General features: G+C 65.9%; 24 protein-coding genes. 18 read left to right on the forward strand and 6 right to left on the reverse strand.

The annotated features are described in order from the left end of the window. Positions 1-154 precede the first annotated feature (154 nt). Positions 155-556: a PTS sugar transporter subunit IIA gene (locus ACVMDN_RS34540; RefSeq protein ID WP_021076632.1), complete on the forward strand. Its 402-nt coding sequence runs from the start codon at positions 155-157 to the stop codon at positions 554-556. Further along, on the forward strand, positions 553-879 hold the full coding sequence (locus ACVMDN_RS34545) for an HPr family phosphocarrier protein (protein WP_028335869.1): 327 nt from the start codon (positions 553-555) through the stop codon (positions 877-879). Before ACVMDN_RS34540 ends, ACVMDN_RS34545 begins: the two co-directional genes overlap by 4 nt. A 184-nt stretch (positions 880-1,063) precedes the next feature. On the opposite strand, the gene ACVMDN_RS34550 is transcribed toward ACVMDN_RS34545, so the two are convergent. Continuing rightward, positions 1,064-2,677: a glycosyltransferase family 39 protein gene (locus tag ACVMDN_RS34550; protein WP_076831131.1), complete on the reverse strand. Its 1,614-nt coding sequence runs from the start codon at positions 2,675-2,677 to the stop codon at positions 1,064-1,066. Positions 2,678-2,786: 109 nt separating this feature from the next. Beyond that, entirely contained in the window at positions 2,787-2,999 is a 213-nt protein-coding gene (locus ACVMDN_RS34555) for a M15 family metallopeptidase (RefSeq protein ID WP_349629221.1), read from the reverse strand. Positions 3,000-3,237: 238 nt separating this feature from the next. Between ACVMDN_RS34555 and lepA the strand changes: the two genes are divergently transcribed. The 6 genes from lepA (at position 3,238) to ACVMDN_RS34585 (ending at position 11,709) form a co-directional block, all read left to right on the forward strand. Then, positions 3,238-5,049: a translation elongation factor 4 gene (gene lepA / locus ACVMDN_RS34560; protein ID WP_057019506.1), complete on the forward strand. Its 1,812-nt coding sequence runs from the start codon at positions 3,238-3,240 to the stop codon at positions 5,047-5,049. Between the two features lie 100 nt (positions 5,050-5,149). Further along, positions 5,150-5,479, forward strand: coding sequence for a hypothetical protein (locus ACVMDN_RS34565; RefSeq protein ID WP_076831133.1), 330 nt, complete (start codon positions 5,150-5,152; stop codon positions 5,477-5,479). A gap of 252 nt (positions 5,480-5,731) precedes the next feature. Next, a complete protein-coding gene (locus ACVMDN_RS34570; RefSeq protein WP_076831136.1) occupies positions 5,732-6,958 on the forward strand; it encodes an MFS transporter in 1,227 nt (408 codons plus the stop codon). A 161-nt stretch (positions 6,959-7,119) separates the two neighbouring features. Beyond that, positions 7,120-8,292 (forward strand): acyl-CoA dehydrogenase family protein, encoded by a 1,173-nt coding sequence (locus tag ACVMDN_RS34575; protein WP_076831139.1) that lies wholly within the window; start codon positions 7,120-7,122, stop codon positions 8,290-8,292. Positions 8,293-8,644: 352 nt separating this feature from the next. Next, complete coding sequence (locus tag ACVMDN_RS34580) at positions 8,645-9,562, forward strand: NADP-dependent oxidoreductase (protein WP_076831142.1); 918 nt, start codon at positions 8,645-8,647, stop codon at positions 9,560-9,562. 179 nt (positions 9,563-9,741) lie between these two features. After that, entirely contained in the window at positions 9,742-11,709 is a 1,968-nt protein-coding gene (locus tag ACVMDN_RS34585) for a methyl-accepting chemotaxis protein (RefSeq protein WP_057019510.1), read from the forward strand. A 21-nt stretch (positions 11,710-11,730) separates the two neighbouring features. On the opposite strand, the gene ACVMDN_RS34590 is transcribed toward ACVMDN_RS34585, so the two are convergent. Next, positions 11,731-12,642, reverse strand: a complete 912-nt coding sequence (locus ACVMDN_RS34590; protein ID WP_076831144.1) for a sterol desaturase family protein — start codon at positions 12,640-12,642, stop codon at positions 11,731-11,733. 107 nt (positions 12,643-12,749) lie between these two features. Here ACVMDN_RS34590 and ACVMDN_RS34595 point away from each other — a divergent pair, with 107 nt between their 5' ends. The 4 genes from ACVMDN_RS34595 to ACVMDN_RS34610 all read left to right on the forward strand — a co-directional run bounded on the left by ACVMDN_RS34595 (position 12,750) and on the right by ACVMDN_RS34610 (position 16,054). Beyond that, complete coding sequence (locus ACVMDN_RS34595; RefSeq protein ID WP_057019535.1) at positions 12,750-13,355, forward strand: TetR/AcrR family transcriptional regulator; 606 nt, start codon at positions 12,750-12,752, stop codon at positions 13,353-13,355. 11 nt (positions 13,356-13,366) lie between these two features. After that, complete coding sequence (locus ACVMDN_RS34600; RefSeq protein ID WP_076831147.1) at positions 13,367-14,149, forward strand: sulfite exporter TauE/SafE family protein; 783 nt, start codon at positions 13,367-13,369, stop codon at positions 14,147-14,149. Between the two features lie 35 nt (positions 14,150-14,184). Beyond that, positions 14,185-14,631 carry a DUF1801 domain-containing protein gene (locus ACVMDN_RS34605; protein ID WP_076831150.1) on the forward strand — a complete coding sequence of 149 codons (447 nt, stop codon included), beginning with the start codon at positions 14,185-14,187 and terminating at the stop codon, positions 14,629-14,631. Between the two features lie 259 nt (positions 14,632-14,890). Further along, positions 14,891-16,054 carry an IS4 family transposase gene (locus tag ACVMDN_RS34610; protein WP_229193596.1) on the forward strand — a complete coding sequence of 388 codons (1,164 nt, stop codon included), beginning with the start codon at positions 14,891-14,893 and terminating at the stop codon, positions 16,052-16,054. Between the two features lie 87 nt (positions 16,055-16,141). On the opposite strand, the gene ACVMDN_RS34615 is transcribed toward ACVMDN_RS34610, so the two are convergent. Together ACVMDN_RS34615 and ACVMDN_RS34620 are read right to left on the reverse strand one after the other, a co-directional pair. After that, positions 16,142-18,343: a putative bifunctional diguanylate cyclase/phosphodiesterase gene (locus tag ACVMDN_RS34615; RefSeq protein ID WP_143271106.1), complete on the reverse strand. Its 2,202-nt coding sequence runs from the start codon at positions 18,341-18,343 to the stop codon at positions 16,142-16,144. Between the two features lie 353 nt (positions 18,344-18,696). After that, a complete protein-coding gene (locus ACVMDN_RS34620; protein ID WP_225163662.1) occupies positions 18,697-19,134 on the reverse strand; it encodes a L,D-transpeptidase in 438 nt (145 codons plus the stop codon). 195 nt (positions 19,135-19,329) lie between these two features. On the opposite strand from ACVMDN_RS34620, the gene mepA reads away from it, so the two are divergent. From mepA to ACVMDN_RS34650, 6 genes are all read left to right on the forward strand, one after another. Beyond that, positions 19,330-20,292, forward strand: coding sequence for a penicillin-insensitive murein endopeptidase (gene mepA, locus ACVMDN_RS34625; protein ID WP_057019514.1), 963 nt, complete (start codon positions 19,330-19,332; stop codon positions 20,290-20,292). A gap of 130 nt (positions 20,293-20,422) precedes the next feature. Continuing rightward, a complete protein-coding gene (locus ACVMDN_RS34630; RefSeq protein WP_076831155.1) occupies positions 20,423-20,932 on the forward strand; it encodes a hypothetical protein in 510 nt (169 codons plus the stop codon). A 208-nt stretch (positions 20,933-21,140) separates the two neighbouring features. Then, positions 21,141-21,926 (forward strand): molybdate ABC transporter substrate-binding protein, encoded by a 786-nt coding sequence (gene modA / locus ACVMDN_RS34635; protein WP_076831188.1) that lies wholly within the window; start codon positions 21,141-21,143, stop codon positions 21,924-21,926. A gap of 2 nt (positions 21,927-21,928) precedes the next feature. Then, positions 21,929-22,624, forward strand: coding sequence for a molybdate ABC transporter permease subunit (gene modB, locus ACVMDN_RS34640; RefSeq protein ID WP_076831159.1), 696 nt, complete (start codon positions 21,929-21,931; stop codon positions 22,622-22,624). A 103-nt stretch (positions 22,625-22,727) separates the two neighbouring features. Continuing rightward, a complete protein-coding gene (gene modC, locus ACVMDN_RS34645) occupies positions 22,728-23,399 on the forward strand; it encodes a molybdenum ABC transporter ATP-binding protein (protein ID WP_057019517.1) in 672 nt (223 codons plus the stop codon). 94 nt (positions 23,400-23,493) lie between these two features. Then, positions 23,494-24,798 carry a hypothetical protein gene (locus tag ACVMDN_RS34650; protein WP_141342811.1) on the forward strand — a complete coding sequence of 435 codons (1,305 nt, stop codon included), beginning with the start codon at positions 23,494-23,496 and terminating at the stop codon, positions 24,796-24,798. A gap of 9 nt (positions 24,799-24,807) precedes the next feature. On the opposite strand, the gene ACVMDN_RS34655 is transcribed toward ACVMDN_RS34650, so the two are convergent. Further along, positions 24,808-26,601, reverse strand: a complete 1,794-nt coding sequence (locus ACVMDN_RS34655; protein ID WP_057019518.1) for a potassium/proton antiporter — start codon at positions 26,599-26,601, stop codon at positions 24,808-24,810. Positions 26,602-26,809 lie beyond the last annotated feature (208 nt).

Consider the following 26,809-nt stretch of genomic DNA (forward strand, 5'->3'; position numbering starts at 1 on the left):
ATCCACTATCGCGTCGGATTTTGCCGGCGCAGCCTCCCCTCTCTATCGCCAGGAACCGGGAGACTAGCCAAGATGCCCTCTTGCGTAGGGCCTCTGGATGGTCAAAGTGGCGCGTTCGTGCGGTGCACCAAAGGGCGCCCGCGAGGAGTTTCCAATGATTGGTCTAGTGCTGGTGACCCATGGGCGCCTTGCCGACGAGTTCAGAGCGGCGCTCGAACACGTCATGGGTCCGCAGAAACAAATTGAAGCGATTACGATCGGGGCCGAGGACGATTCCGATCTCTGTCGAAGCGACATCATCGAGGCGGTGAACCGCGTCGATAGCGGCGACGGCGTTGCGATCCTCACCGACATGTTTGGCGGCACGCCGTCCAACCTTGCGATCTCCTGCATGAGCCGCCCGAAGGTGGAAGTGCTCGCAGGCATCAACCTTCCCATGCTGGTCAAGCTTGCCAAGGTTCGCGAGGAGCGTTCGCTGCCCGACGCGATCGCGATGGCCCAGGAAGCCGGCCGCAAATACGTCACCATCGCCAGCCGCGTTCTCGCAGGCAAATGAGCGACGAGGCCCCGGGCGGAAATCAGGTCGGCCCGGGCGTGCCAGCGGGCGCCATTTCCCGTGAGCTCCTGATCGTCAACAAGCGCGGCCTGCATGCGCGGGCATCGGCCAAGTTCGTCCAGCTGGTCGAGCGATTCAACGCCGAGATCTGGGTCACCCGCGGCACCGAGACCGTCGGCGGCACCTCGATCATGGGCTTGATGATGCTCGCCGCCGGGCCCGGCACCACGGTCGTGGTCTCAGCAAAGGGCGACGAAGCGCAGCAGGCGCTCGACGCCATCGCCGAACTCGTCGCCAGCAAGTTCAACGAGGAAGGCACGTAAGGCAGTCACCTCTCACCTCGCCCCGCTTGCGGGGAGAGGTCGGATCGCATCGAACGATGCGATCCGGGTGAGGGGTACAGGTCTATCGATAGATCGCCATCGCGGCGAGAGCCCCTCACCCCAACTCTCTAAGAGCGAGCTTCGCTCGTCTCGACCCCGCAAGCGCGGGGCGAGGGAGCGACAGCTACTTCGCCGGCGGCACCAGATAGACCTTCCAGACCGTCGACGGACCGGGATGGCCGTTGAAGAAGCGCATGGTGGTCATCACCAGCGGCTCGGCGTCCTTGGCGTGCTCCGCCATCCACGCCTCGCAGGGCTTCAGGAACACCGGATCGGTGGTGTCGCAGACGCCGATGAAGCCGAGACGCTTGGCTTCGTCGAGCGACGTCAGCCCCGACGACCAGGCTTCGCCCGGCACCAGCGATGCCGGATGATCCGGACTGTAGAACGTCATCGGCTCGCCGATATCGGACCGCGCGACGACCACGGCCCAGCGCGAATGGAATCTGTCCTGCCAGGTCTGGGTGAGTTCGCGCGCGAGCTCGGAGCGCGCGGCGTAGGTCGAGCCGCCGACATGGTTGGACGCGATCTCCTGCGTGGCGATGCTGGGCGCGGCGATCAGCGTGGCGATCGTGGCCACGAACCAGATCGCGGTGATCGAGAACAGCGCCATGCGCGGGAAGCGAAGCGAGGGAATCGCGACCAGCGCAAGCGGCACCAGGAAGAACAGCGGGATGCCCCAATCGGTCTTGATATAGACGGTGAACGCCAGCGCGCCGAGCGGCGGCCCGATCGCGACGATCAGCTGGATGATCCAGACGTTGAGCGCCTGCGGAAGGTTGACGGCGGGATTGGGTCCGCGCGACCAGACCCGCGCCAGCACGTCCGACGGCCGCCACGGCACCGAGCCCAGCAGCAGCGCCACCAGGCCCAGCACGACGGGAATCGCGAGCAGCCCGACATTGTGTACGACATAGCCGATCACGAGCTGCACATTGAGTGCGCGGCTCGACAGCGCGTAGACGTCACCGGCATAGGTGAACGGCACGAAGTCCACCTCCTCCAGCCACACCAGGTGCGGGATCATCGCCACCGCCATCGTGCCGATCGCAACCCATGGCGCCGGCGAGCGCAGGAATTGCGTCCGTTGCGGATGGATCAGCGCGGCCAGCCCGACGGCGCCGATCATCGTCACCACCCAGTACTTGGTCATCAGCGCCAGCATGCCGGCAAAGCCGAGCCAGAGACCCGATTTGAAGCTGCGCTTCTCGAACGCGTTCAGATAGGCCAGCACCAGCAGCGGCAGCGGCACCAGCTGCGCGAGATCGGCGTTGTATTTGAAGCCCTTGAAATTGAAGATCGGGTAGAGCGCGAGCATCACCACCATGAAGAACGCGCGACGGCGATCGACGACGCGCAGCGCGATCAGCCAGCACACCACCAGCGCGAAGCTGACCGTCGTCATCGCAAGCGCATAGGTCGACCAGTTGGTGACGGGAAAAATCCTGAACCAGACCCCGGCGATCCAGCCCGACAGCGGCGGGTGCTTGCCATAGCCGAGCAGGAAGCGCTGGCCCCAGGCATAGGCTTCCGCAACATCCATATGGATGTCCTGTGCGGCCTTGAGCTTGACCAGGATCAGCGTCCACAGCACCGCATGAACCAGCGCGAAGCCGATCACGAACCACAGGCTGGTCCTCGGATCGGTGGCGCGCGAGGCGATCCAGGCGGCGATCCGCCGGATCGTCAGCTTGCGGTTGGTGCGCCGGGCGGCGGGGAGCGTGGAGGCGGTCGACATGGCCTGTGCCTGAGGCATGCCCCGGAAAAGTGGAAAGCGGTTTCCCGGAAGGATCATGCCCGAATGGAAGCGGAAGCGCGATGAGTGCTCATCCGCATTTCAGCGCGCTTTAGCGCGTTTTTGTGGCCAGTGAAATCAGCTTGGCGTGAGAACGCCTCCAGCCAGCGGATTCACTTTCGGGGAAATCCGGCCGGTGCTCGAAATGCATGGTATCGTAGTGACGCCGCTTGCCGCCCCGAATGAATCCGTGGCGCTCGAAGATGCCGACGATCCCGGCCGCATCCAGTTGTTGCAGGGGATGGTCTTGCCTTTGCCGGCCCACAGCCGGTCATCCCGAACTTTCAGGTTGAGGTCGATGGCGGCGGCGTAGCCGTGCATGCTCATCCGCCCGGTGTCGGCGACGCGAACGACGATTTTCGGGCCGCCGAACCTGGCAGGAACATGCCCGGGAATCGGTCACGGCAACCCAGCCGGAAACGGCGCCGTGATTCGTCGTCACACCGCTGCAAAATACCGCAATTTGGTTGCCCGCGCGGGGGTGCGGATGCTATCCCGCGCCCATGACAACTGCCCCGATTTCGAACATCCGCAACTTCTCCATCGTCGCCCATATCGACCATGGCAAATCGACCCTTGCCGACCGCCTGATCCAGATGACGGGCGGCCTGTCGGATCGTGAAATGGCGGGCAAGGAGCAGGTGCTCGATTCGATGGATATCGAGCGCGAGCGCGGCATCACCATCAAGGCGCAGACCGTCCGGCTGAACTACCGCGCCAAGGACGGCAAGGATTACATCTTCAACCTGATGGACACGCCCGGCCATGTCGACTTCGCCTACGAGGTCTCGCGGTCGCTGGCGGCCTGCGAGGGTTCCCTGCTCGTGGTTGACGCCAGCCAGGGCGTCGAGGCGCAGACGCTCGCCAATGTCTATCAGGCGCTCGACAACAATCACGAGATCGTGCCGGTCCTGAACAAGGTCGACCTGCCCGCGGCCGAGCCCGAGAAGGTCAAGCAGCAGATCGAGGACGTGATCGGCATCGATGCGTCCGACGCCGTGATGATCTCGGCCAAGACCGGCGTCGGCGTGCCTGACGTGCTGGAAGCGATCGTCACCCGCCTGCCGCCGCCGAAGGGCGACCGCGACGCGACCCTGAAGGCGTTGCTGGTCGACAGCTGGTACGACGTCTATCTCGGCGTGGTCGTCTTGATCCGCGTCGTCGACGGCGTGATGAAGAAGGGGAGCCGCATCCGCATGATGGGCACCGGCGCGGCCTACGATATCGAACGCGTCGGCTTCTTCACGCCGAAGATGGAGCAGGTCGAGGAGCTCGGCCCCGGCGAGATCGGCTTCATCACCGCGGCGATCAAGGAAGTTGCCGACACCCGCGTCGGCGACACCATCACCGATGACAAGAAGCCGATCAGCGAGATGCTGCCGGGCTTCAAGCCGGCGATTCCGGTCGTGTTCTGCGGCTTGTTTCCGGTCGACGCCAACGACTTCGAAACGCTCCGCGCGGCGATGGGCAAGCTGCGGCTCAACGACGCAAGCTTCTCCTACGAGATGGAAACCTCCGCCGCGCTCGGCTTCGGCTTCCGCTGCGGTTTTCTCGGCCTGCTGCATCTGGAAATCATCCAGGAGCGGCTGTCGCGCGAATTCGACCTCAATCTGATCGCGACCGCGCCGAGCGTGATCTACAAGATGAAGCTGACCGACGGCACCGAGCTCGAGATCCACAACCCGGTCGACATGCCCGACGTGGTCAAGATCGCCGAGATCGAGGAGCCGTGGATCGAGGCGACGATCCTCACGCCCGACGAATATCTCGGCAGCGTCTTGAAGCTGTGCCAGGACCGCCGCGGCTCGCAGAAGGAGCTCACTTATGTCGGCTCCCGCGCGATGGTGAAATACGACCTGCCGCTCAACGAAGTGGTGTTCGACTTCTACGATCGCCTGAAGTCGGTCTCCAAGGGCTACGCCTCGTTCGACTATCATCTGACCGACTACAAGCCGGCCGATCTGGTCAAGATGCAGATCCTGGTCAACGCCGAGCCGGTCGACGCGCTGTCGATGCTGGTGCATCGCACCCGCGCCGAGGGCCGCGGCCGCGCCATGGTCGAGAAGATGAAGGAGCTGATTCCACCGCACATGTTCCAGATCCCGATCCAGGCGGCGATCGGCGGCAAGGTGATCGCGCGCGAAACCGTCCGCGCGCTGCGCAAGGACGTCACCGCGAAGTGCTACGGCGGCGACATCACGCGCAAGCGCAAGCTTCTGGAGAAGCAGAAGGAAGGCAAGAAGAAGATGCGGCAGTTCGGCAAGGTCGACATCCCGCAGGAAGCCTTCATCGCCGCGCTCAAGGTGGACAGCTGAGGCGGCGCTACCGGCGCGACTGTTGCCCATTCTTGTCCCAGCAACAAAACGCACCATGATTTGAATCGCCACTGCATCGCGCTCCGACTAGACTGCGATCATGTTGCGCATCCTGTTCCTCCTTATCGTCATCCTCGCACTGCTGCAGCCGGACCTGAGCTCCGCCGCCTCCTCGAAGAAGCGGCACGGCACCCGCTGGCACGGCTATGGCTTCCTGCCCGGCTACCGGCAGCCGCCGAACCAAACCATTCCGGTGTTCGGCCCGCGCGGCGCCGCCCGCGGCTACCCGGACTATTCGCCGCAATATTGGTATGGCGGGGATTGGTACTATTTCGGCCGCCCCGGATTCTACCGCGGCCGCTACAATGGCGGCAGTTTTGGCCCGTGCTGGACCTGGACGCCGATCGGGCGCGCCTGGCAGTGCGGCTAGAGCGTTTTCGAGCGAAGTGGCTCCGGTTCGCGTGAAGAAAACGCGTCAAAGCAAGAATCTAGAGCCCCGTTCCGATTCTATCGGAACGGAAAAGGCTCTAGCCGCACCTCGCTGCGACATCTTGCGCATGCAACGCACAATCCGCTGATCCCGGAATGAGAGGCATGTTGCCCGTCATGTTGCCCCTGGACCTCAGATAGGCCAGCATCCTCCCTGCGCGCACCACAACAAACAACAGCGCCGGGGAAACGCATGAGCAAGGCCGCTCGGTTGGACTATGGCTGGGTCGTCGTCGGCGCGGGCGCGCTGATGACCTGCGTCGGCTTCGGCACCATGCTGTCGCTCGCGGTGTTCCTGCAGCCGATCTCGGATGCGATGGGCTGGTCGCGCGCCGGCGTCTCGGCGGCGGCGACGCTGGATTTCCTCTGCATGGGTTTTGCGGCGTTCGCCTGGGGCGCGCTGTCCGACCGCTTCGGTACCCGCATCGTGGTGCTGGCGGGCAGCCTGTTGCTCGGGCTTGGCCTCGTGACGGCAAGCCAGGCGCAGAGCCTGTGGCAATTCCAGCTCTGCTTCGGCGTGCTGATCGGGATCGCCGCCGGCAGCTTCTATGCGCCGATGATGGCGCTCGCCAGCGCCTGGATCGACAAGCATCGCAGCCTCGCGGTCGCGCTGGTGTCGGCCGGCATGGGCGTATCGCCGCTGACCGTCGCGCCGTCCGCGAGCTGGCTGATCACGGCCTATGACTGGCGCTTTGCGATGTTCGTGATCGGCATCGCCGCATGGGCGTTGCTGATCCCCGCATCGTTCCTGGTGCGCCCGGCGCCGCAGGGAACGGACGTCGCAATCCCGACCGCCGCGAACGTGCCGCAAACTGAATGGACCGCGGCGCAGGCGCTGCGCACGCCGCAATTCATCACGCTGGCACTGGCGCATTTCGCCTGCTGCGCGGCGCATTCGGGACCGATCTTCCACATGGTGTCCTACGCCATGGTGTGCGGCATCGCGCCGCTCACCGCGGTCACAGTCTACAGCCTCGCCGGCTTCTCCGGGCTCGGCGGCCGGCTGCTGCTCGGCGTGCTCGCCGACCGGCTCGGCGCCAAGCCGGTCCTGGTCGGCGGCCTCCTGGTGCAGGCGCTGTCGATCGCGACCTATCTCGCGGTGGCGCAGCTCGGCGAGTTCTACGCGCTGTCTGTCGTGTTCGGGCTGGCCTATGGCGGAGTGATGCCGCTCTACGCCGTGCTGGTGCGCGAGTTCTTCGGCGCGCGCATCATGGGCACGGTGTTCGGCGCGGTGTCGGCCTTCGCGAGCCTCGGCATGGCGCTCGGGCCGTGGGCCGGCGGTTACGTGTTCGACACGTTCCACGGCTATACGTGGCTGCACGCCGGTTCCTTTGCGATCGGCCTCGCCGCGGTCGCCGTGGCGCTGAGTTTCTCGACCAAGCGCCAGCCGTCGCTCGATCTCGGCCGCGCCGCCGCCTGAGCGCGGCTGCATTCGTCACACTCGCGCGCACCGGCACAGCGGATGGATAGCTGATCTGCATCGGCGCCGTCCTGCCTTGCCTTCCCTTGCCCTCTCCTGCCGGATGAGCCACCATCGCCCGGCCTGCCCAACAAGAATGACAGAAGGCGCCGAGGACACGCATGAACAAGCCGCAGGGATTCGACCTTGTCGAGCGGGCGCGCGCGCTGGCGCCGCTGATCACGAGTGAAGCCGACGAGATCGAACGGACACGGCGACTGACGCCATCCGTCACCGCGGCACTGGTCGAGAACGGGCTGTATCGCGCGCTGCTGCCGAAGCGTTTTGGCGGCGCCGAGGCGACACTGGACGCCTTCATGCAGATGCAGGAGGAGATCGCCAAGGCCGATGCATCGACCGCCTGGTGCCTCGGCCAGTGCAGCGTCTGCGCCATGACCGCGGCCTATCTCGAACCCGACGCAGCTAACGAGATCTTCAACACCACGCCCGGCATCCTCGCCTGGGGCGCTATCGCCCATGAGGTGCGCGCCGAGCCCGGCGGCTATCGCGCCAGCGCGCGCTGGGATTTCGCCTCGGGCTCGCGGCAGGCGAGCTGGCTCGGCGCCCATGTCCGCGTCGTCGAGGACGACGGCTCACCGCGCAAGAAGGCCGACGGTTCGCCGGAGATCCGCACCATCCTGTTCCCGATGTCGTCAGCGACAATGTATGACGTCTGGGACGTGATCGGTCTGAAAGGCACCGGCACCGATTCCTACTCGGTCGACAACCTCTTCATTCCGGAGCAGTTCGCCGCGCTGCGCGACGATCCCGCCGCGTGCCGCGAGCCGGGGCCGCTCTACAAGCTCTCCACCAACATGGTGTTCAGCATGGGCTTTGCCGCCACCTCGCTCGGCGTCGCGCGCGCCATGCTGGACGCGGCGACCGAGCTTGCCCGCGGCAAGACCCCGCAAGGCCTCAAGGCGATGCGCGACAACAATGCCGTGCAGGGCCAGATCGGGCGCACCGAGGCCAGCCTGCGCGCCGCGCGCGCCTATCTGTACGCGACGGCCCACGAGGTCTGGAACGATCTCGTCCGCGGCGACCCGATCACCGAGGCACATCGCGTCGCGATCCGCATCGCCTCGACCTGGACCATCCACCAGTCGGCCGCAGTGGTCGACATCGCCTATCACATGTCGGGGGCAACGGCGGTGTTCGCCAAGAATCCGTTCGAGCGACGGTTTCGCGACATGCACGCAATCGCGCAGCAGATCCAGGCCCGCGACACCCAGTACGAGGACGCCGGCAAGGCGATTTTGGCAGGCAATCTCGGCGCTCCGCCGACCGCGCGCTAAAGCATGATCCGGAAAAGTGCGAAGCGGTTTTCCGAAAAGATCATGTCGGTTTTGGGCCCAACAGTGGGCATGACGACTGGCGGCCCTCGCAATCTGAATTCTGTCCCCGACTGTGCAAAATGGATTCTGTCGACTGCCCGGATTTTTCAGCGGTGCGGTAACGCATTGAGCTCGCAGAGGGCAGCCGTCGCGCTTGGTACAGCCAAAATTCGCAATCTTGGTGCTGTTTTATGAGCAGGCGCAGCGCATCTATTCGTTCGTACTAAGCAACCGAACTGCCTTGGCAGTTCTTGGTTAGTCGGCGCGTCCGCGCGCTCTGCAGCAGTTCCACCAAGAGACAAGGAGTATTCCCATGAAGGCCATCGTTGTAACGGACCAAGCCGCGGGAACGGCCGGGATGAAGCTGGTGGACCGGCCCGAGCCGCAGGCAGCGATAAACGACGTCGTCGTTCAGGTTTATGCGTCGAGATTTGTCCCGACTGAGCTGGCGTGGCCCTCGACCTGGACCGATCGCCTCGATCGTGACCGAACACCGTCGATCCCGGGGCACGAGCTGGCCGGAGTGGTCACCGCTCTCGGATATGGCACTACAGGGCTATCGGTGGGACAGCGGGTGTTCGGTCTAGCGGACTGGTATCGCGACGGCACGCTGGCCGAGTATGTGGCGATCGAGGCGCGCAACCTCGCGCCGCTACCGGGCGACGTCGACTTCACAATGGGCGCAAGCCTTCCGGTCTCGGGCCTGACGGCATGGCAAGGACTATTTCAGCACGGCCGCCTCCAGGCGGGGCAGAGTGTCCTCGCACACGGCGCGGCCGGCGCAGTCGGGTCGATGGTGACGCAACTCGCGCGAGAGGCCGGCGCGTATGTGATCGGCTCCGGGCGGTCCGCCGACCGTCAGACTGTGCTCGACTTCGGCGCGCAGGAGTTCGTCGATCTCGACAACGACGCCCTTGAGGACGTCGGCAAAGTCGATCTGGTGTTCGACGTCATTGGCGGTGAAATCCAGAAGCGGTCGGCAAAACTGATTCGAGGCGGAGGAATGCTGGTGACGGTCGTTGGGCCGGCCGGGGCGCGACCTTCCGACGGCCTGGCGGTCGACTTCGTCGTCGAGTCCGATCGTTCCCAACTGAGTGAGATCGTCCGGCGGGTGCGGGACGGACGCCTGCGGACAAACATCGGCAACGTCTCGACTCTCGACGAGGCCGTCGCTGCCTTGAATCCGACCGGTCGACGCAAAGGGAGTACGATCATCCGCGTTCGCCCCTGAGTGACACATGCCTATTGATGCGCGCAGCCGGCCGGCCCTGTCAGGCCAGACGTTGAACAGTACGAAAGTAGCACCGGCGGCCATGGTCGCGGCACGAATACCGGCGGCGCAACATCCGGTTGTTAAGCTTTTTCTGAGACTTTGCGGGCGGCGCTAATGCCTGGAGTTTCGCTGGTCCCATGTTCACGCTTCGATCGATTGCCGCCCGCCTGATTCTGGCGATTTCGCTGACTGTCGCAGTCGCCTGCGCCATCCTCGGCGGCTTCTCCATCAGCCAGCAGCGGGCGCTGACGCGGCTCGCGCTCGATCAGCAGCTCAAGCTGCAATATGACAGCGTGATTGCAGCGATCGACTACGAGGGGCGCGCGGCGCTCGCGGTCTCGGCGGTCATCGCCGCCTTGCCGCCGGTCGAGGACGCCATCGCCAAGGGCGACCGCGACGGCCTCGGAAAGCTGCTCGGCGCCTCCTGGGCGTCGATGAAGGCGCAGGGCATCCCGCTGATCTCGTTCTGGCAGCCCCCGGCGACCAGCTTCTACCGGGTCCATGCGCCGAAGACTTTCGGCGATGACGCCTCGACGCGGCGCACGACGGTGGTGGAATCGAACAAGACCGGCAAGCCGATCGTCGGCGTCGAGCCCGGCCGCGAGGCGCTTTCGATCTTCGGGATGACCCCGATCATGCACGAGGGCAAGACGCTGGCCAATGTCGACGTCGGCGCCGCCTTCGGCAAGGAATTCGTCGACCGCGCCAAAAAGCGCTTCGGCATCGACCTTGCGGTGCATTCCTTCGACGGCCAGAGCTTCAAGCGGCTGTCCTCGACCTTCGGCGATACCGTGGTCGCGACCCAGGACGAGCTCAAGCGTGTGATGAACGGTGCGGCCCTGCTGCGCGACGCCGTTCTCGACGGCCATGCGGTGGAGCTCTATCTCGGCCAGATCAAGAACTACGCCGGCGAACCGGTCGCCGTGCTCGAGATCGTCAAGGACACCAGCGACTATGAAGCCGCCGCGGCAAGCGCGCAGCGCAATCTGATCCTTGGCGTGGTCGCGATCATGGCCGCCGCCGTGCTGCTCGCGTTCCTGCTCGGCCGTGGCCTGTCGCGGCCGCTCACCGCGATCACCGCGGTCATGAACCGCCTGTCCAGCGGCGACACCAGCGTCACCATACCCGGCAGCGAGCGCCGCGACGAGCTCGGCACGATGGCGAAGGCGGTCGACGTGTTCCGCCGCAGCATGGTCGAAACCTCCTCGCTGCGCGAGGCGCAGGAGGCCGACAAGGTGAAGGCGGAGGCCGACAAGCAGGCCTTGCAGCGGCAGATGGCCGATCGTTTCGAAGCCGACGTCAAGGGCATGGTCGCCGCCGTCGCGCGGTCCTCGGGCGACATGCAGCGCGTCGCGGGCGAGATCACCGCCAGCGTCAACGGCGCCTCCGAACGGACCTCGGCGGCAGCCGCCGCGTCCGAGGAAGCCTCGGCCAGCGTCAACGCGGTCGCCGCCGCAACCGAGGAGCTGGCGTCCTCGATCACCGAGATCGGCCGCCAGGTCACCCATTCCAGCCGCGTCGCCGACAGCGCCGTGACCAAGGCCATGGAGACCACCGAGATGGTGACGAGCCTCGCCGCATCGGCAGAGAAGATCGGCGACGTGCTGCGCCTGATCAGCGCGATCGCGAGCCAGACCAATCTGCTGGCCCTCAATGCCACCATCGAGGCGGCGCGCGCCGGCGAGGCCGGCCGCGGCTTTGCCGTGGTCGCCGCCGAGGTGAAGGACCTCGCGAGCCAGACCGCGAAGGCGACCGAGGAGATCGCCGGCCAGGTCGGCGCGATCCAGTCCGCCACCGGCAACTGCGTCAGCGCGATCGGCGACATCAGCGGCACCATCCGCGAGATCTCGGGTATCGCCACCGCGATCGCGGCCGCCGTCGAGCAGCAGGACTCGGCGACGCGGGAGATCGCCCGCAGCGTGCAGCAGGCGTCCACCGGGACCGTCGAGGTCTCCGCCAATATCGCGGGCGCGAGCGAGGCCGCCAGCCAATCCCGCGCCCTCACCGGCAATGTGCTGGATACGTCCGGCCAGCTCGGCGATCACGCCGCCGCGCTGTCGCACAGCGTCGACACCTTCCTCGCCGGACTGCGCAACGCCGCCTGAGCGGCGGCGCCGGGCTTCAAGTCATGGCCAGGGCAGCACGGGCGGCGGAGCGGACCGGTCGGACTTGTCGTCCGGCCGAGCGTCGACCCGCCCCCAATCGCGCATGAACGGCATCTTCAGCAGGCCGCGCAGCGACTGCTTCTCGGGATCATCGAAGCCGTCGAGGCCATAGCGCAGCTCCGCGAAGCGTGGACCACGATTATAGGTGCCGCCGAGCCGGTCCCAGATCGAGAGCAGGTTCGAATAATTGCTGTCGGTCTCCGGCTGATGACGCGAATGATGCATCTTGTGCATGTTCGGCGTCACGAAGACGAGCCGCAGCCAGCGGTCGAGCCGCTCGGGCAGGCGGATATTGGCGTGCTCGAATTGGGCGTTCAGCGCCGACAGCGTCAGATAGGTAACCAGCACCCAGGCCGGCGTACCGAACACGAAGACGCCGGCGATGTGCCAGCCGATCCGCCACAGCGTCTCGCCGGGATGCTCGCGGAACGTCGTGGTGACGTCGACGAAGCGATCGGCATGGTGCATGCGATGGAAGCGCCACATCCAGCCGAGCTTGTGCATGGAGACGTGGGCGAAATAGGCAAACAGGTCGAGCCCGATGATGCCGAGCAGGAGCTGGTTCAGGGGTGACAGGCCGAGCCAGTGCGACAGGCCGAATTTCGCATCCAGCGTCCATTGCGCGGCCAGCGGCGACAGCGGGCTGAGCAAAAGGTTCACGCCGACGAAGATCACGGTGATGGCGGCGTTGCGGCCGATATTGCGCATCCGGTCGCTGCGGCCGTAGCTGAACAGCGGAAACGCGGCCTCGAACAGCAGCACGATCGCGAACGACGCGAGCAGGAACGCGATCCGCGCGCCGGTCGACGGCAGCTCGACATGAGCCATCTCAGCCGCGCCCGGATGCCACAGAAGCTTTGCAAAGCCGATCATGCCGTCAGCCTCCCCTCTTTACAAAACGAATATTCGTTCTTTATAATGGCAACGAATGATCGTCAAGCCCGCCGCATCGGCCGGCCGCGACCTGACAAGGACCGACTATGCCGAAGGTGAAACCCGAGACGCTCGCGATCCGTCGCGAGGAGATTCTGCAGGCCGCGGAGATCTGCTTTGCCCGCCAGGGATTTCACCAGACCACGATCCAGGACGTGATCAAGCAGTCCGGGCTCAGCGCCGGCTGCATCTACGGGCATTTCACGGGCAAGGAGGAGCTGATCCAGGCGATCGGCGAAAGCCGCCATGGCCGCGACAGCGCGCTGCTGGCGCTCAAGGGTCCACCGGACGATGTGTTGCAGAGCCTGCGCTCGATCGCCCGCGGCTTTCTCGGCGACCTGCAGAAGGAAGAAGGCCTGCGCGCCCGCCGCGTCGCGTTGCAGCTCTGGGCGGAGGCGCTGCGCGACGACGTGGTCCGCGACCAGGTGCTGAGCGGAATCCGCCAGCCGATCGCCCTGATCGTGGACCTGCTGCGGCGCGGCCAGAAGAGCGGCGCGATCGACCGCGGCGTGCAGCCGCGCGGCGCGGCGCGGGCAATGGTCGCGATGTTTCAGGGCATCGTGCTGCAACGGCTGTGGGGCGAAACCGTCTCGACCGCGGAAGCGATGCACGCCTTCGACATCTTCCTTGCCGGCCTTGCCGCCAGGCGCTGACGGGGGATGCGGTGATCGTCCCCGACCTCCTCGCCGGCATCGGCGCGGGCCTCGCCGGCGGTCTGACCGCCGGGCTGCTCGGCGTCAGCCCCGGCGGCGGACTGGTCGTGTTCTCGATGCTACTGCTCGGCGCCGGCCAACATGTCGCGCAAGGCATCTCGCTGGTCGCGCAGGTGCCGCCGACCAGCCTCACGGGGATCCGGCGCTATTGGCAGAGCGGCAACCGCACCCCATTGCGCTGGATCGCGCTGCTGACATTCGGCTTTGTCGCCGGCGGCGCGGCCGGCGCACTCGCCGCCAACCATGTCGCCGAGCCCGCGCTGCGCTGGACCTATATGGCCTATCTCGTCGTGCTCGACGCGATGCTGATCCTGCGCGGCGGACGCGACCAGGCGAAGCACGACGACAAAGTCACCGCGCGCGAAATATCCTGGCCGGCGCTGCTCATTGTCGGGCTGCTGGCGGGCCTGTCGTCGGGCTTTCTCGGCATCGGCGGCGGACTGGCGACCGTGGTGGGCTTAAGCGCCGTGCTCGGGGTGCCGCAGCATCAGGCGCAGATGGCAAGCCTCGTGATGTCGCTGATCCCGACCACGATCCCCTCGGCCTGGATCTATTGGAGCGAGGGCTCGCTGGCGTCCTGGCCGGTGCTGGCGGGCGTGATCGTCGGCCTGCTGGCCGGCACCGATCTCGGCGCCCGCGCCGCCAACCGCATCGACCGCGCGCGGTTACGCAACGCGATGATCGTCTTCGTCTCGCTGATGGCGGTCTATATGACCTTCAAGGCGCTGTGGTAGATAGATATAGGTACGTCCTCCTCACGGAGCCCACCATGCGCAAGCCGCCAGCATCGACCAGCAAGGCGGCGCGACGGCCGCACGCTAAACCGGCAGCTGCGCTGTTCGACACGTACCCTGCCCCGGTCAGAGCCAAGCTGCTGGCGCTGCGGCGGCTGATCTTCGAGACCGCGAAGGCAACCAAGGGCGTCGGCGCGCTGGAAGAGACATTGAAGTGGGGCCAGCCGAGCTACCTCACGCCGGAGACCGGCAGCGGCAGCACGGTCCGGATTGATCAGGTGAAGCCGGCTGCCGACCAGGTCGCGGTCTACTTCCACTGCCAGACCAATCTGGTCGAGACCTTCCGCGAACTCTATCCCGAGCTCAGCTACAGCGGCAACCGCGCCATCCTGCTCGATGTCGCGGGCAAGCTGCCGGAGCCCGCGCTGCGCCACTGCGTGGCGCTGGCGCTGACTTATCATCTCAACAAGAAAGAATCGTAGGGCGTGAAGGCGACGGCGGTGCGCTCCCTCTCCCCGTTCTTACGGGGAGAGGGTTGGGGTGAGGGGCCGTCTCCGCACATTCGGTAATAGCTGCGTTCGCGGAGAATCCCCCTCACCCGGATCGCATCTGATGATGCGATCCGACCTCTCCCCGCACGCGCAGGGGTGTCCGGGGAATGATTCACTGTGTCGCGGTGCATGCTCGGCAGGACCGAGGCAAATCGGTCTTTTCTGGTTGTCGAGACACAGAGGGCCGAGCATGCGATATCGCGGTAGCATTTTTGGAAGGCTGCTTGAACCGATCAATCGACGGCAGTTTCAGACGGTTGTGGATCGTCTGGACGGGGATGCCTACGACAAGTCGTTCAGGAGCTGGGATCATCTGGTGGCGCTGATCTATGCCCAGCTTAGCGGCAACAGCAGTCTGCGCGGGGTGGTGACTGGCTTCAACGCCAATTCGCAGCATCACTATCACTTGGGAACCGGCAAGCTGTCGCGCTCGACGTTGTCCGATGCCAATGCCCGCCGTCCGATCGGCATTTTCGCGCAAACCTTTGCGGCGCTGTCGGCGATGGCGCGTCGCCAGCTGCGGAGTGAAGGCATGGAGATGGTGCGTCTGATCGACGCCAGTCCGATCCCGCTCGGCAAGGTCTGCAGTTGGGCGACGTGGAACGGCCGCATCCGCGGCATGAAGCTGCATGTCGTCTACGACCCAAGGAGCGATGTCCCGACCTGCGTCGAGATGACGGCCGCGAACGTCAATGACATCGAGATCGGCCGACAGACCCCAATCCAGCCCGCCACCACCTATGTGTTTGACAAGGGCTATTGCCGTTTCGACTGGTGGCAGAAGATCAATGATAGCAAGGCTTTGTTCGTTACCCGGGCGAAGACGAGCATCCGTCTTCGCTCGCTCAGGCATCGCGCCATCCGCAAGCGTAACGGGGATGGCTTCGAAATCCTTGCCGATGACGAGGTGAAGCTCACCAGCAAGGGCGATTCGCGCCTTCCAATCCCGCTCCGCCGCATCAAGATCAGACGCGAGAAAGGCGGCAAGATCACACTCCTGACCAACGACCTTGCCCGTAGCGCCGTCGAGATCGCCGCCCTCTACAAGAGCCGATGGCAAATCGAGCTGCTGTTCCGCTGGATCAAGCAGCATCTCGATATTCGCAAGTTCCTCGGCGCCAACGACAACGCGATCCGCCTTCAGGTGCTCGCTGCGATGATTGCCTACCTGCTGCTGCGCATCGCCGCTCACACCAACTGCATCAAAATGCTCCCGCTCAGGTTCGCCGAACTCGTCGGCCAGCTCCTGCTCACGCGTCGATCCCTCGCTGCCATCGACAAACCTCCGCCCATCAACCCCAGCCGTCGGAAATCAACCATCTCACCTGACCAGATGGAGCTCCGCTATGCCTGAATTTCCCCGGACACCCCTGCCGCACGCGGGGCGAGGTAAGGGGAGCCCGACGCTCGATCGAGGTTACATCTCTGCCTCTAGGCTCCACTACGCCACCAGCGCCGTCGCGACGCGCTGCGCCTTGAGCAGGCTGATGACCTCGGGGTTCGGCCGGGCGCGGCTGAACAAGAAGCCCTGGCCCTCGTGGCAGCCTTCGGCGCGCAGCCGGCTCAACTCCGCCTCGGTCTCGACGCCCTCGGCGGTGATGGTGACGCCGAGCCCGATGCCGAGGCTGACGATCGAGCGCACGATCGCCTGCGCGTCCGGGTTCGCACCGAGGTCGCGCACGAACGACTGGTCGATCTTGATCTTGTCGAACGGGAAGCTGCGCAGATAGCTGAGGCTGGAATAGCCGGTGCCGAAATCGTCCATCGACATCCGAACCCCGAGCGCGCGGAGCGCATGCAGCGTCGCCAGCACCTGGCTGCTCTTCTCAAGCAACAGCGTCTCGGTGATCTCGAGCTCGAGCCGCCGCGCCGGCAGGCCGGATTGCCGCAGCGCGTCGGTGACCAGCGCCAGCAGATTGCCGGTACGGAATTGCAGCGGCGACAAATTGACCGCGACGCGCACGTCATCCGGCCATTGCGCCGCGTCCATGCAGGCGCGATGCAGCATCAGCGCGCCCAGCGGATTGATCAGCCCGGTCTCCTCGGCCACCGGGATGAACTCGCCAGGCGAGATCATGCCGCGCTCCGGATGCGGCCAGCGCACTAGCGCCTCGAAGCCGGTGATGCGCCCGCTCGCAAGATCGACCAGCGGCTGGTAATAGGGCCGCAGGCCTTCGTTCTGGATCGCATCGCGCAGGTCGATCTCGATCTTGCGCCGGCTTTGGGCGCGCGCGTCCATCTCCGCCTCGAAGAAGGAGAAGGTGCCGCGGAATTCGCTCTTGGCGCGCGACAAGGCCATGTCGGCGCTCTTCAGGAGCTTTTCGGAATCCTCGCCGTCGCCGGGCGACATCGCGATCCCGATGCTGGCGCCGATCACCACCGAATGCCCCTCGAGCAGATAGGGCTCGCCGATCGCATCCAAGATCCGCCGCGCCAGCAGCACCGCGTCCTCGGGCCGCATCACGCCGCCCTGCACGATGGTGAACTCATCGGAGTTGAGACGGGCCAGCGCATCTTCCTCGCGCAGCGTCGAGCGCAGGCGCTTGGCGACCGCGCGCAGCAGCTTGTCGCCGATGCCGTGGCCGAGCGTCTCGTTGACCGCCTTGAAATTGTCGAGACCCAGCATCAGCACCGCAACCTTGTCGGTCGAGCGGCGGGTGTGCTGCAGCATCTCGTCCATCTGCTGGCGCAGCAGATTGCGGTTGGGCAGGCCGGTCAGGCTGTCGTGCTGGGCCATGAAGGCGAGCCGCGCCTCGGCGCGCTTGCGCTCGGTGATGTCCATCAGCGCGAGCAGCATCGCCGGCTGGTCGCCATGCATCAGCTGGCGCGAATAGATCGCAAGGTCGATCAGCGTGCCGTCGGCGCGCACATGCTTCCAGGTCCGCGCCGCCTGCTCGTCGCTGCTGCGGCCTGCCGCCCAAGGCAGCTCGGCATCGAACGCCTGCAGGCTCCTGATCGTCATCCGCTCGAATTCGGCGCGGACATAGCCGTAATGCGCGATCGCGGCGTCGTTGACCGCGAGGATCCGCTCGCCGTCGAGCGCGCACAGGATCATCGGCACCGGATTGCCGTCGAACAGCAGGCGGAACGACGCCTCGCGCTGCTTCAGTTCAGTGATGTCGACGCGCAGGCCGACGATGCCGCCATCTGCGGTCAGCCGCTCCTCGATCAACACCACGCGGCCGTCGGCCAGCACCTGCTCGTGCCGCTCGCCGGGCTGGTACATCTTCCTGAGCCGTTCGGCGATCCACTCTTCCTCGCGGCCGGCAGCCTCGGGATAGTCGCCGCGCGCGACGCCGATGCGGATGGTGTCTTCCAGGCGCGCACCGTGCTCGAACAGGTCGGAGCTGCGCTTGTAGATTTCCGAGTATTTCTTGTTCCAGAGTGTGTAGCGGCCTTCCGGATCCAGGAACACGATGCCCTGCGGCAGGATGTCGATCGCCTCACGCAGCCGCGCGTTGGATTTGCGCGCCTCGGCGATCGCGGCTTCGGCCTGCGCGCGCTGGCGCACCAGTTCGCCGATCTCGACCGCGGGGCGGCGCGATCTGCCCGACACTTTCGGCATCGGTGTGGGACGACGGCCCCGAGGACGGGACAGTTTGGCCTGGTTCGGTTTCTTGGTCTTTTTCTTCGGCCGCATCATCGGTATCGCACGCCCCACGCGCATTCCAGTTCGGCGATATATCTGCGATAAGTCTCTGAAAAATTGGTATCTCTTGGCGAGTAGCTGCGCTGCCTGAGAAACCCTTGCATGCCTGCTTTGCAGGCGAATTCACGCCGGGCGCGAGTTTGCTCCCGGCGCGCCGGCGGCGCACGGCACAGATTCGCAGCGTGGAAGCGCCGGCGCTTGGTGAAGGAAGCGTAAACCGGCGCGCGATTGCACAATGAATGCGCCGAAGACGCTTCAAGCGCATCAATGTTCGTCAGCGTGCGGCAGGGTTATCGCGCGGTTAAAGCGCGGTGCGCCTCAGCCTTCGGATTTTGCCGGATCATACCTTAGTTGGTGATTTCGATGCGCGTGCCGCCTCGGCCGTTGCGCTCGACCAGCCCATAGAGCATTGCGGCGTGCGAGGGATGCAGGCGCACGCAGCCATGCGAGGCCGGCCCGCCAAGGCGCGTGAGTTCGTATGTTCCATGGATGGCAAAGCCGCGGTGGAAGAAGATCGAGTGCGGCATCGGCGAGTTATAGTACTTCTTCGAGTACCAGCGGCGCGCCAGCATCTGCGGACGGAACACCCCACTCGGCGTGCCATAGCCGCGGCGGCCGGTCGACACCGGCCAGTTGTAGCGTCTCGCGCCATCGACGCTGACCGCCATGCGCTGCGATGATTTATCGATGTGAACGACGACGTCGGCCCGCGCCGGCGAGAGCGCCAAAATCGGCGCGGCAATCGCGGCGGCAAACGCCAGCCGTACGCACGATACGCTCGTCACAATAACGCCTACCCTGAAATTATTGCGGACATGATGTCGCCCACAACGTGCGCTTGTAAAGTGGCGTGGCTCACATCGGAGCCTGGAAGCCGCAGGTAATCTTAATCCACCCTGTGGGCGATCAAGCGAATGGGATGAAAGCGCGGTCCGCCTGCTCCGAATCCATGCTAGCCTTGCGCCGACAGAGTGATCCGAATGACACCCCGCCTGCGTCTGTTCCCACTCCTGATCTTAGCCCTCGTCGCCTGCACCATCTCCGCGCGGGCGCAGGACAGGGGCTCGCTCAATCCACAGCCGCTGCCGCCGCTCGCCAACCCCAATGATCCAAAGATCGGGGCGAAGCAGCTGTTCGCGCGCAAGGTGCTGCCGGCGGCGTTGCCGACCCGGTCGATCGGCGGCTACACCAAGGGTTGTCTCGCCGGCGCCGCGCAGATGCCGCTCAACGGCGAGACCTGGCAGGTGATGCGCTTGTCGCGCAACCGCTACTGGGGTCACCCCAACATGATCGCGCTGCTGAAGCGGCTTGCGGCCAACGCGCACAAGGACGCCGGCTGGCCGGGCATCCTGGTCGGCGATATCGGCCAGCCGCGCGGCGGCCCCGCGCTCTCCGGTCATGCCAGCCACCAGATCGGACTCGACGCCGACATCTGGCTGACGCCGATGCCTGATCGCAAATTATCGCGCGAGGACCGCGAGGAGATGTCGGCGGTGATGATGGTGCGCGACGACCGGCTCGACATCGATCCACGCGTCTTCACGCCGGGCCACGTGCTCGTCATCCGCGACGCGGCGCGGGAGCCGGCGGTGCAGCGCATCTTCGTCAATCCCGCGATCAAGAAGGCGCTGTGCCGCGAGGCCACGGGCGATCGCGGCTGGCTGTCGAAGATCCGGCCGTGGTGGGGCCACGACTACCACTTCCACATTCGTATGCGATGTCCGCCCGGCAGCCCTAGCTGCGAGGGACAGAAGCCGCAAGCGGAGGGCGAAGGCTGCAAGCCGTCCGATCTCGCCTTCTGGTTCAAGGATTCGGTGCTGCATCCGAAGCCTCCGCCGAAGCCGCCGAAACCCCGCCCGCCGATGACGCTTGCGCAGATGCCGGCTGACTGCAGGACGGTGCTGAACGCCCCCGACGCCAAACAGCAGCTGCCAGGGCAATAACATCTTTGTCAGGCGGCTATGCCGGCCGGCTCGAACTACGATATGATCTCGTGCCGTCGCGCCGTAAGGCGTTCGGGCGATGGATCGGGGCGGCTGATCTATTCTATCCGTCATCATGAATGGACCAGACATGCGCAAATCGCTCCTCGCCGCATCGCTCGTGCTCGTCTCGACTTCCGCTTTCGCGGCGGAGGAGCCGAGCGGCTGTGACAAGTTCAAATGGTCGATCGAGCGCGCACGCGCCGCGCTGACCGCACCCAATCGTGCCCGGGTCGTATCGGGAAGCGAGCAGGCCGCGCTGCCGGCGACCGCGATCACGCTGGCGCTGGTGGCCCCCGGCGACGCCAAATTGCCGACCCCGCCGGAGCGCGCGCCGAAGGAAGGCACCTTCGCCGGCTTCACCAACTTCAAGGCCGCGCCGAAGGCCGGGCTCTATACCGTCAGCCTGTCGGCCGGGGCCTGGGTCGACCTGGTGCAGGACGGGCATCTCCTGAAGCCCAAGGCGTTCAGCGGCGCGACCGATTGCGACGGTATCCGCAAGACCGTGAAATACGACCTCGCCGCCAGCCCCTTCGTGCTGCAGGTCAGCGGCTCAAAAGAGAACTCGCTGTCGATCGCTATCCAGCCGGCGGATGAATAGGACGGGCGGTTAGACAAACGGTCGCCTTTACCGTAAGCCCCAGCCTGCTATGTTTGCAGTGCGATATCCCTGAGGACCGTAAGTCCATCGGGGACCAGCGGAACAGCGCTTCCGTCCGTCGCAGGCCAGACCCCAACCCAACGCCTGATTTGCGCGCGATCGTTCGCGCGCGAACTCGCACGGAGCGCTTTCCATGCCACGACTTTCAATTTCAAGGCTTGCCGGACTTTTCACCGCTTTCGTCATCCTGCTCGGCGCGCTGCATTCGCCCGCGAGCGCCGAGGACAAGACGCTCACCATCTTTGCCGCCGCCTCGATGAAGAACGCGCTCGACGACATCGACGCGGCCTATACCGCCAAGAGCGGCGTCAAGATCACCGCCAGCTATGCCGCGAGTTCGGCATTGGCAAAACAGATCGAGCAGGGCGCGCCAGCCGACGTGTTCGTCTCCGCCGACACCGACTGGATGGACTATGCGATCAAGCAGAAGAACATCAATGAGCAGACGCGGGTGAACCTGCTCGGCAACTCGATCGTGCTGATCGCGCCGAAGGATTCCAAGCTCGACAACGTCAACATCGGACCCGGCTTCGATCTCGCCAAGCTCGCCGGCGACGGCAGGATCGCGACCGGCGACGTCAAGGCGGTGCCGGTCGGCAAATACGCCAGGGCCGCGCTGGAGAAGCTCGGCGCATGGCAGGCGGCGGAGCCGAAATTCGCGATGGCCGAGAGCGTGCGCGCCGCGCTGACGCTGGTGGCGCGCGGCGAAGCCGTGCTCGGCATCGTCTATTCGACCGACGCCAAGGTCGAGCCGGGCGTCAAGATCGTCGGCACCTTCCCGGCCGACACCCATCCGGCCATCATCTATCCGGTCGCGGCGACCACGACCGCGAAACCGGAGACCGCCGAGTATCTCGCCTTCCTACGCTCCTCGACGGCGAAGACGATCCTCGAGAAGTACGGCTTCAAGTTCCTGATCAGCCCGACGACCTAAGCGTGTTTGAGATCTCGCCGACCGAATGGACGGCGATCCTGCTGTCGCTGCGGGTCGCCGTCATCGCAACACTGGTGGCGACCCCGTTCGGGGTAGCGCTTGCCTGGCTGCTGGCGCGGCGCGATTTCTGGGGCAAGTCGCTGCTCGATGCCGCCGTGCATCTGCCGCTGGTGCTGCCGCCCGTCGTCACCGGCTATTTGCTGCTGCTGACCTTGGGCAAGCGCGGCCTGGTCGGCGGCTGGCTGGCCGACCATCTCGGCATCGTGTTCGCATTCCGCTGGACCGGCGCGGCGCTCGCCTGCGGCGTGATGTCGTTTCCGCTTCTGGTGCGGCCGATCCGCCTCTCGATCGAGGCGGTCGACCGCCGCCTCGAGCAGGCGGCCGAGACGCTCGGCGCCGCGCCGTGGCGGGTGTTCGCAACCGTGACGCTGCCGCTGGCGCTGCCCGGCGTGCTGGCCGGCATGGTGCTCGGTTTTGCCAAGGCGATCGGCGAGTTCGGCGCGACCATCACCTTCGTCTCCAACATTCCCGGCGAGACCCAGACCATTTCGTCGGCGATCTATTCGCTGATCCAGACGCCGGATGGCGACCCCGCCGCCGCGCGGCTCGTGATCATCTCGATCGTGCTCGCGGTCGGCGCACTGGTCGCGGCTGAAGTGTTCGCGCGTCGCGCCACCGCGCGCCTGCATGGGCAATAGAGCATGATCCGGAAAAGTGTGAAGCGGTTTTCCGAAGAGGCCATGCTCAAACAAGGAGCTAAAGCGCGATGACGATTCAACTCAATCTCATCGCGCTTTAGCCATGCTGCGCGTCGACATCACCAAGCAGCTCGGCGAGTTCTCGCTTGCAGCCTCGTTCACCAGCGAGGGCCGCGTCACCGGTCTGTTCGGCGCGTCCGGCTCCGGCAAGACCTCGCTGATCAACACCATCGCGGGACTGTTGCGTCCCGACCGCGGCACCATCGTGATCGACGGCGAGACCGTCGACGATACCGCGACCGGCATCCACGTCCCGAGCTGGCGCCGCCGCATCGGTTACGTGTTCCAGGACGCGCGGCTGTTTCCGCATCTCGATGTCCGCCAGAACCTCGACTACGGCCGCCGCATGAACGGCCTCACCGAAGATCCCGCCCAACACCGGCGCGTCGTCGACCTGCTCGACATCGGCGCCCTGCTCGACCGCCGTCCCGGAAAGCTCTCCGGCGGCGAGCGCCAGCGCGTCGCGCTCGGCCGGGCGCTGCTGTCCAAGCCGCGGCTGCTGCTGCTCGACGAGCCGCTGGGGGCGCTCGACGAAAGCCGCAAGCTCGAGATCCTGCCCTATCTGGTGCGGCTGCGCGACGAAGCCGGCATCCCGATGGTCTATGTCAGCCACGACGCGGCCGAGCTGCGCCAGCTCGCCACCCAGATCGTGATGCTGCGCGGCGGCCAGGTGACCGCGTTCGGCGGTGTCAAGGTGCTGACGGCGGGCGCCTAGCTGGCCGTTTTTCCGAAAGTCGGCATAAGATAGCCTATCTTGTCTGCCAGGCCCGCGTCGGGACGTCCGATCGGGCATAGGGAAGGGTGTATTTGTGCGACTGACTGGCTGGGTGTTGCTGCTGATCGGCGGGCTGCTGTGCGCCACGATTTCGTGGGCCGCGCTCGGCTTCCTGCTGATGGGCGTCGGCCTGATCGCGCTGCAGGTCGACGAGCGGCCCCGGCGTCCGGCCGATGCCGCCGTGCCGGCCGGCGCCTCGGGATTTACCCCGCCGCGCCTCAGCGACGGGCTGCAGCCGCCGACCCTCGATCCGATCGCAGGCCAGGATACCGGGCAGCGTCAGTCGCGCCGGGTGGCCTGGCCCGACAAGAAGGGGGACGCAGCCTACGGCCGGGAGACTTACGACCGCGAGGCCTGGCGCCGGCTTGTCGACAGCGATCCTGATCTCGCCCAGATCGCCAATGTGCTCGCCGATTACGGCCCGCAATATGTCGATGAGCTGGCGGCGAGCTATCTGGCCGCCCCCGATAAGGGCCGCCTGGCGGCGATCGTCGACGGCATCATCGCGCGCGCCGGGGACGGTCAGCCGATCCCGCCGCCGCCCGCACCAGTCGAAGCATCTCGGCCGCCACCGCTGCCGCCCCCGCCGCAGCCAAAGCCGGTGATCATCCCTGCCGCCAAGGCGGCGGCTTCGCCAAGCAATCGCGCAAACGCGCTCGAAGCGTCCCTGCTCGCCACGGTCGAGGAGGCTTCCGCCAAGATGGCCGCCGAACGCGCGGGTCTCTTCAAGCCTGCCAAGGAGCCTGGAAAGGAGCCGGGCAAGGCCACCGACAGCCGACCGCAGGCGGCGAGCCAGCGGGAACCGCTGTTCGGTCGCGCCACCCGGGACGCGAAGCCCGCCGGGCCGCCGCCGGTGCCGGTCACAACGCCGCCGATGCCGGCTACACCGCCGCCCATGCCGGCCGACACGCCCGCCGCTCTCGAAGCATCGTTGATCGCCGCCGTCAGCGAGGCCGCCGCCCGGCGGGCGGACGCCCCCAAGGATGCGTTCAAGGATGCGTCCAAGGACGCGTCCAAGCCGGCACCGGAGTCAGCGCCGCCGGCGCGGCGCGAGCCCGAAATCCGTGCGGTCGCGCCCACTCCACCGACGCCACCTCCGCCGGCTCCCGCTGCGCCCGCCACGACGCCAGCTGCGACGACACCACCTGCGAAGACAGCGGCCGACAATCTCGACGAGACGCTGCTCGCGGCGCTGGCCGAGATTTCCGGCCAGAAAATCAAGGGCGAGACCAAGCCGGACGCGGCGTCCAAGGGCCCATCCGGTCCGCCGGCCGACGACGGGCTATCCGACATGATCAGGAAGTTCGCGCCGGATTCGAGCTTCCTGCGCAAGACGTAACGGCGCGCCTCAGACCCCCGCCACCGACGCCCAGATATCGGCGAGCTTGCGCTTGACGATCTGCATCCGCGTTTGCGGCGCGACCTTCTCCTCTTCCTCCGGCAGGCGCAGGCCGACGACGTTAACGCGGCCACCGCTGATGCTGCGCGCCACCAGCACGATCTCGTCGAGCGCCAGTTCGGCCCCTTCCTTCGGCGCGCGGTCGAGATTGACGTCGAAATAGTCGGCGAGCGTCAGCTTGGCCTGGTGCTCGTCGACCTTGACGCCGTAGATCTCGGCGAGTTCGCCGAGCGTATGCTCCGCCGACACCATGAAGTCGCCGAGCAGATGCGGATCGGGCGCGCTCGACGGCGCCATGTCGACGAAGAAGCGGTCGAGCGCCTCGGCGCGCTCCGGCGGCGCCAGCAGGTAGATGTAGTCGCCGGGCGCGACCGGATCGGCCTCGGTCGGCGTCAGGATCCGCTCGTCGCGGATCACCAGCGTCGGCTTCGACCAGGACGGGATCAGCCCGCGGCGGAAGTACAGGCTCTTCGGCCGCACCGGATAGCCGACCAGCTGCTGCTCGAGCTGGCCGGGCAAATCGAGCTCGACGCGGCGCGGGCCGCGTTCGGCGCGCGGCAGCGCGACGTGCAGCCGCCGTGCCGCCGGCGCCAGTGTCCAGCCCTGCAACAGCAGCGAGATGATGACGACGACGAAGGCGACGTCGAAATAGAGATAGGCCTTCGACAGGCCGACCAGCATCGGGATCGAGGCGAGGAAGATCGCGACCGCGCCGCGCAGGCCGGTCCAGGCGATGAAGACCTTCTCCCGCCAGTTGAACTTGAACGGTGCGAGGCAGATCAGCACCGCCAGCGGCCGCGCCACCAGCATCAGCGCGAACGCCACCAGCACGGCGCCGCCGGCGCTGGAGAGCAGGCGATGCGGCGAGACCAGGAGGCCGAGCAGCACGAACATCACGATCTGCGCCAGCCAGGTCGCGGCGTCGAGGAACGTCACCACCGAATTATGCGCGCGGGTCGGCCGGTTGCCGATGATGATACCGGCGAGATACACCGCGAGAAATCCCGAGGCATGCACGATCTGCGAGCCGCCGAAGATCACCAGTGCCGCGGTGGTGACGAACGGCGCATGCAGGCCCTGCGGCAGCGCTACATAGTTCAGCGCGATCACCACCAGCCGGCCGCCGATCACCCCGATGATGGCGCCGAACACCGCCTCCTGGATGAACTCCAGCGCGATGTGCGAGGCCGAGCTCTGGCCGATCGAGATGAACTCGACCAGCATCAAGGTGAGGAAGATCGCGAACGGATCGTTGGTGCCGGATTCCGCCTCCAGCGTCGCGCCGACGCGTGGGCGTAGCCGCAGACCCTGGGTGTGCACCAGCAGGAACACGGCAGCCGCGTCGGTCGAGGCCACGACGGCGCCGACCAGCAATGACTCGGTCCAGTTGAGGTCGAGCACGAAACGGGCGACCGGCGCTGTGATCAGCGCGGTCAACAGCACGCCGGCGGTCGCCAGCACCATCGAGGGCACCAGCACGGTGCGGATGCTGGCAAACCGCGTCTTCAATCCGCCGTCGAACAGGATCAGCGCCAGCGCCACCGAGCCGACCAGATAGGTGGTGCGGACGTCGTCGAACTGCAGCCGGCCGGGGCCGGAATCGCCCGCCAGCATGCCGACCAGCAAGAACACCAGCAGCAAGGGAGCGCCGAACCGCAAGGCCAGCAGGCTCGACAGGATGCCGGCCATCACCAGCACCGCACCGAGCAGGATCGCTATACTGACGGAGTCGAGGGATGCCATGCGCCTTCGGAGGTCTCAAATACTTGCAATTGCATCCTTATCGTCGCCACACTGGGACGCCAACCGATTTCTGACATAAGCGGCAATGTGCCCGGTCTCATCAGCCCTAGGTCGCCCCGACACTGTGTTGTATCGATGGTCGCGTGTGCGCCTTTGTGGGATTCTCGCGGGGCATTCGAATCACATTTGGCTGACCCGCGCTTCGAGT

This window comes from Bradyrhizobium sp. USDA 4510, assembly GCF_054059095.1.

Bases quoted from the DNA above. Each gene is read 5' to 3' on its own strand.
- ACVMDN_RS34580 (WP_076831142.1), top strand. From the start codon at position 8,645: ATGAAGGCCATCGTTGTAACGGACCAAGCCGCGGGAACGGCCGGGATG.
- lepA (WP_057019506.1), top strand. From the start codon at position 3,238: ATGACAACTGCCCCGATTTCGAACATCCGCAACTTCTCCATCGTCGCC.
- ACVMDN_RS34570 (WP_076831136.1), top strand. From the start codon at position 5,732: ATGAGCAAGGCCGCTCGGTTGGACTATGGCTGGGTCGTCGTCGGCGCG.
- ACVMDN_RS34545 (WP_028335869.1), top strand. From the start codon at position 553: ATGAGCGACGAGGCCCCGGGCGGAAATCAGGTCGGCCCGGGCGTGCCA.
- modC (WP_057019517.1), top strand. From the start codon at position 22,728: ATGCTGCGCGTCGACATCACCAAGCAGCTCGGCGAGTTCTCGCTTGCA.
- ACVMDN_RS34605 (WP_076831150.1), top strand. From the start codon at position 14,185: ATGCGCAAGCCGCCAGCATCGACCAGCAAGGCGGCGCGACGGCCGCAC.
- ACVMDN_RS34630 (WP_076831155.1), top strand. From the start codon at position 20,423: ATGCGCAAATCGCTCCTCGCCGCATCGCTCGTGCTCGTCTCGACTTCC.
- ACVMDN_RS34615 (WP_143271106.1), bottom strand. From the start codon at position 18,343: ATGATGCGGCCGAAGAAAAAGACCAAGAAACCGAACCAGGCCAAACTG.
- ACVMDN_RS34550 (WP_076831131.1), bottom strand. From the start codon at position 2,677: ATGTCGACCGCCTCCACGCTCCCCGCCGCCCGGCGCACCAACCGCAAG.
- ACVMDN_RS34590 (WP_076831144.1), bottom strand. From the start codon at position 12,642: ATGATCGGCTTTGCAAAGCTTCTGTGGCATCCGGGCGCGGCTGAGATG.
- ACVMDN_RS34610 (WP_229193596.1), top strand. From the start codon at position 14,891: ATGCGATATCGCGGTAGCATTTTTGGAAGGCTGCTTGAACCGATCAAT.
- ACVMDN_RS34540 (WP_021076632.1), top strand. From the start codon at position 155: ATGATTGGTCTAGTGCTGGTGACCCATGGGCGCCTTGCCGACGAGTTC.
- ACVMDN_RS34655 (WP_057019518.1), bottom strand. From the start codon at position 26,601: ATGGCATCCCTCGACTCCGTCAGTATAGCGATCCTGCTCGGTGCGGTG.
- ACVMDN_RS34595 (WP_057019535.1), top strand. From the start codon at position 12,750: ATGCCGAAGGTGAAACCCGAGACGCTCGCGATCCGTCGCGAGGAGATT.
- ACVMDN_RS34565 (WP_076831133.1), top strand. From the start codon at position 5,150: ATGTTGCGCATCCTGTTCCTCCTTATCGTCATCCTCGCACTGCTGCAG.
- ACVMDN_RS34585 (WP_057019510.1), top strand. From the start codon at position 9,742: ATGTTCACGCTTCGATCGATTGCCGCCCGCCTGATTCTGGCGATTTCG.
- ACVMDN_RS34575 (WP_076831139.1), top strand. From the start codon at position 7,120: ATGAACAAGCCGCAGGGATTCGACCTTGTCGAGCGGGCGCGCGCGCTG.
- mepA (WP_057019514.1), top strand. From the start codon at position 19,330: ATGACACCCCGCCTGCGTCTGTTCCCACTCCTGATCTTAGCCCTCGTC.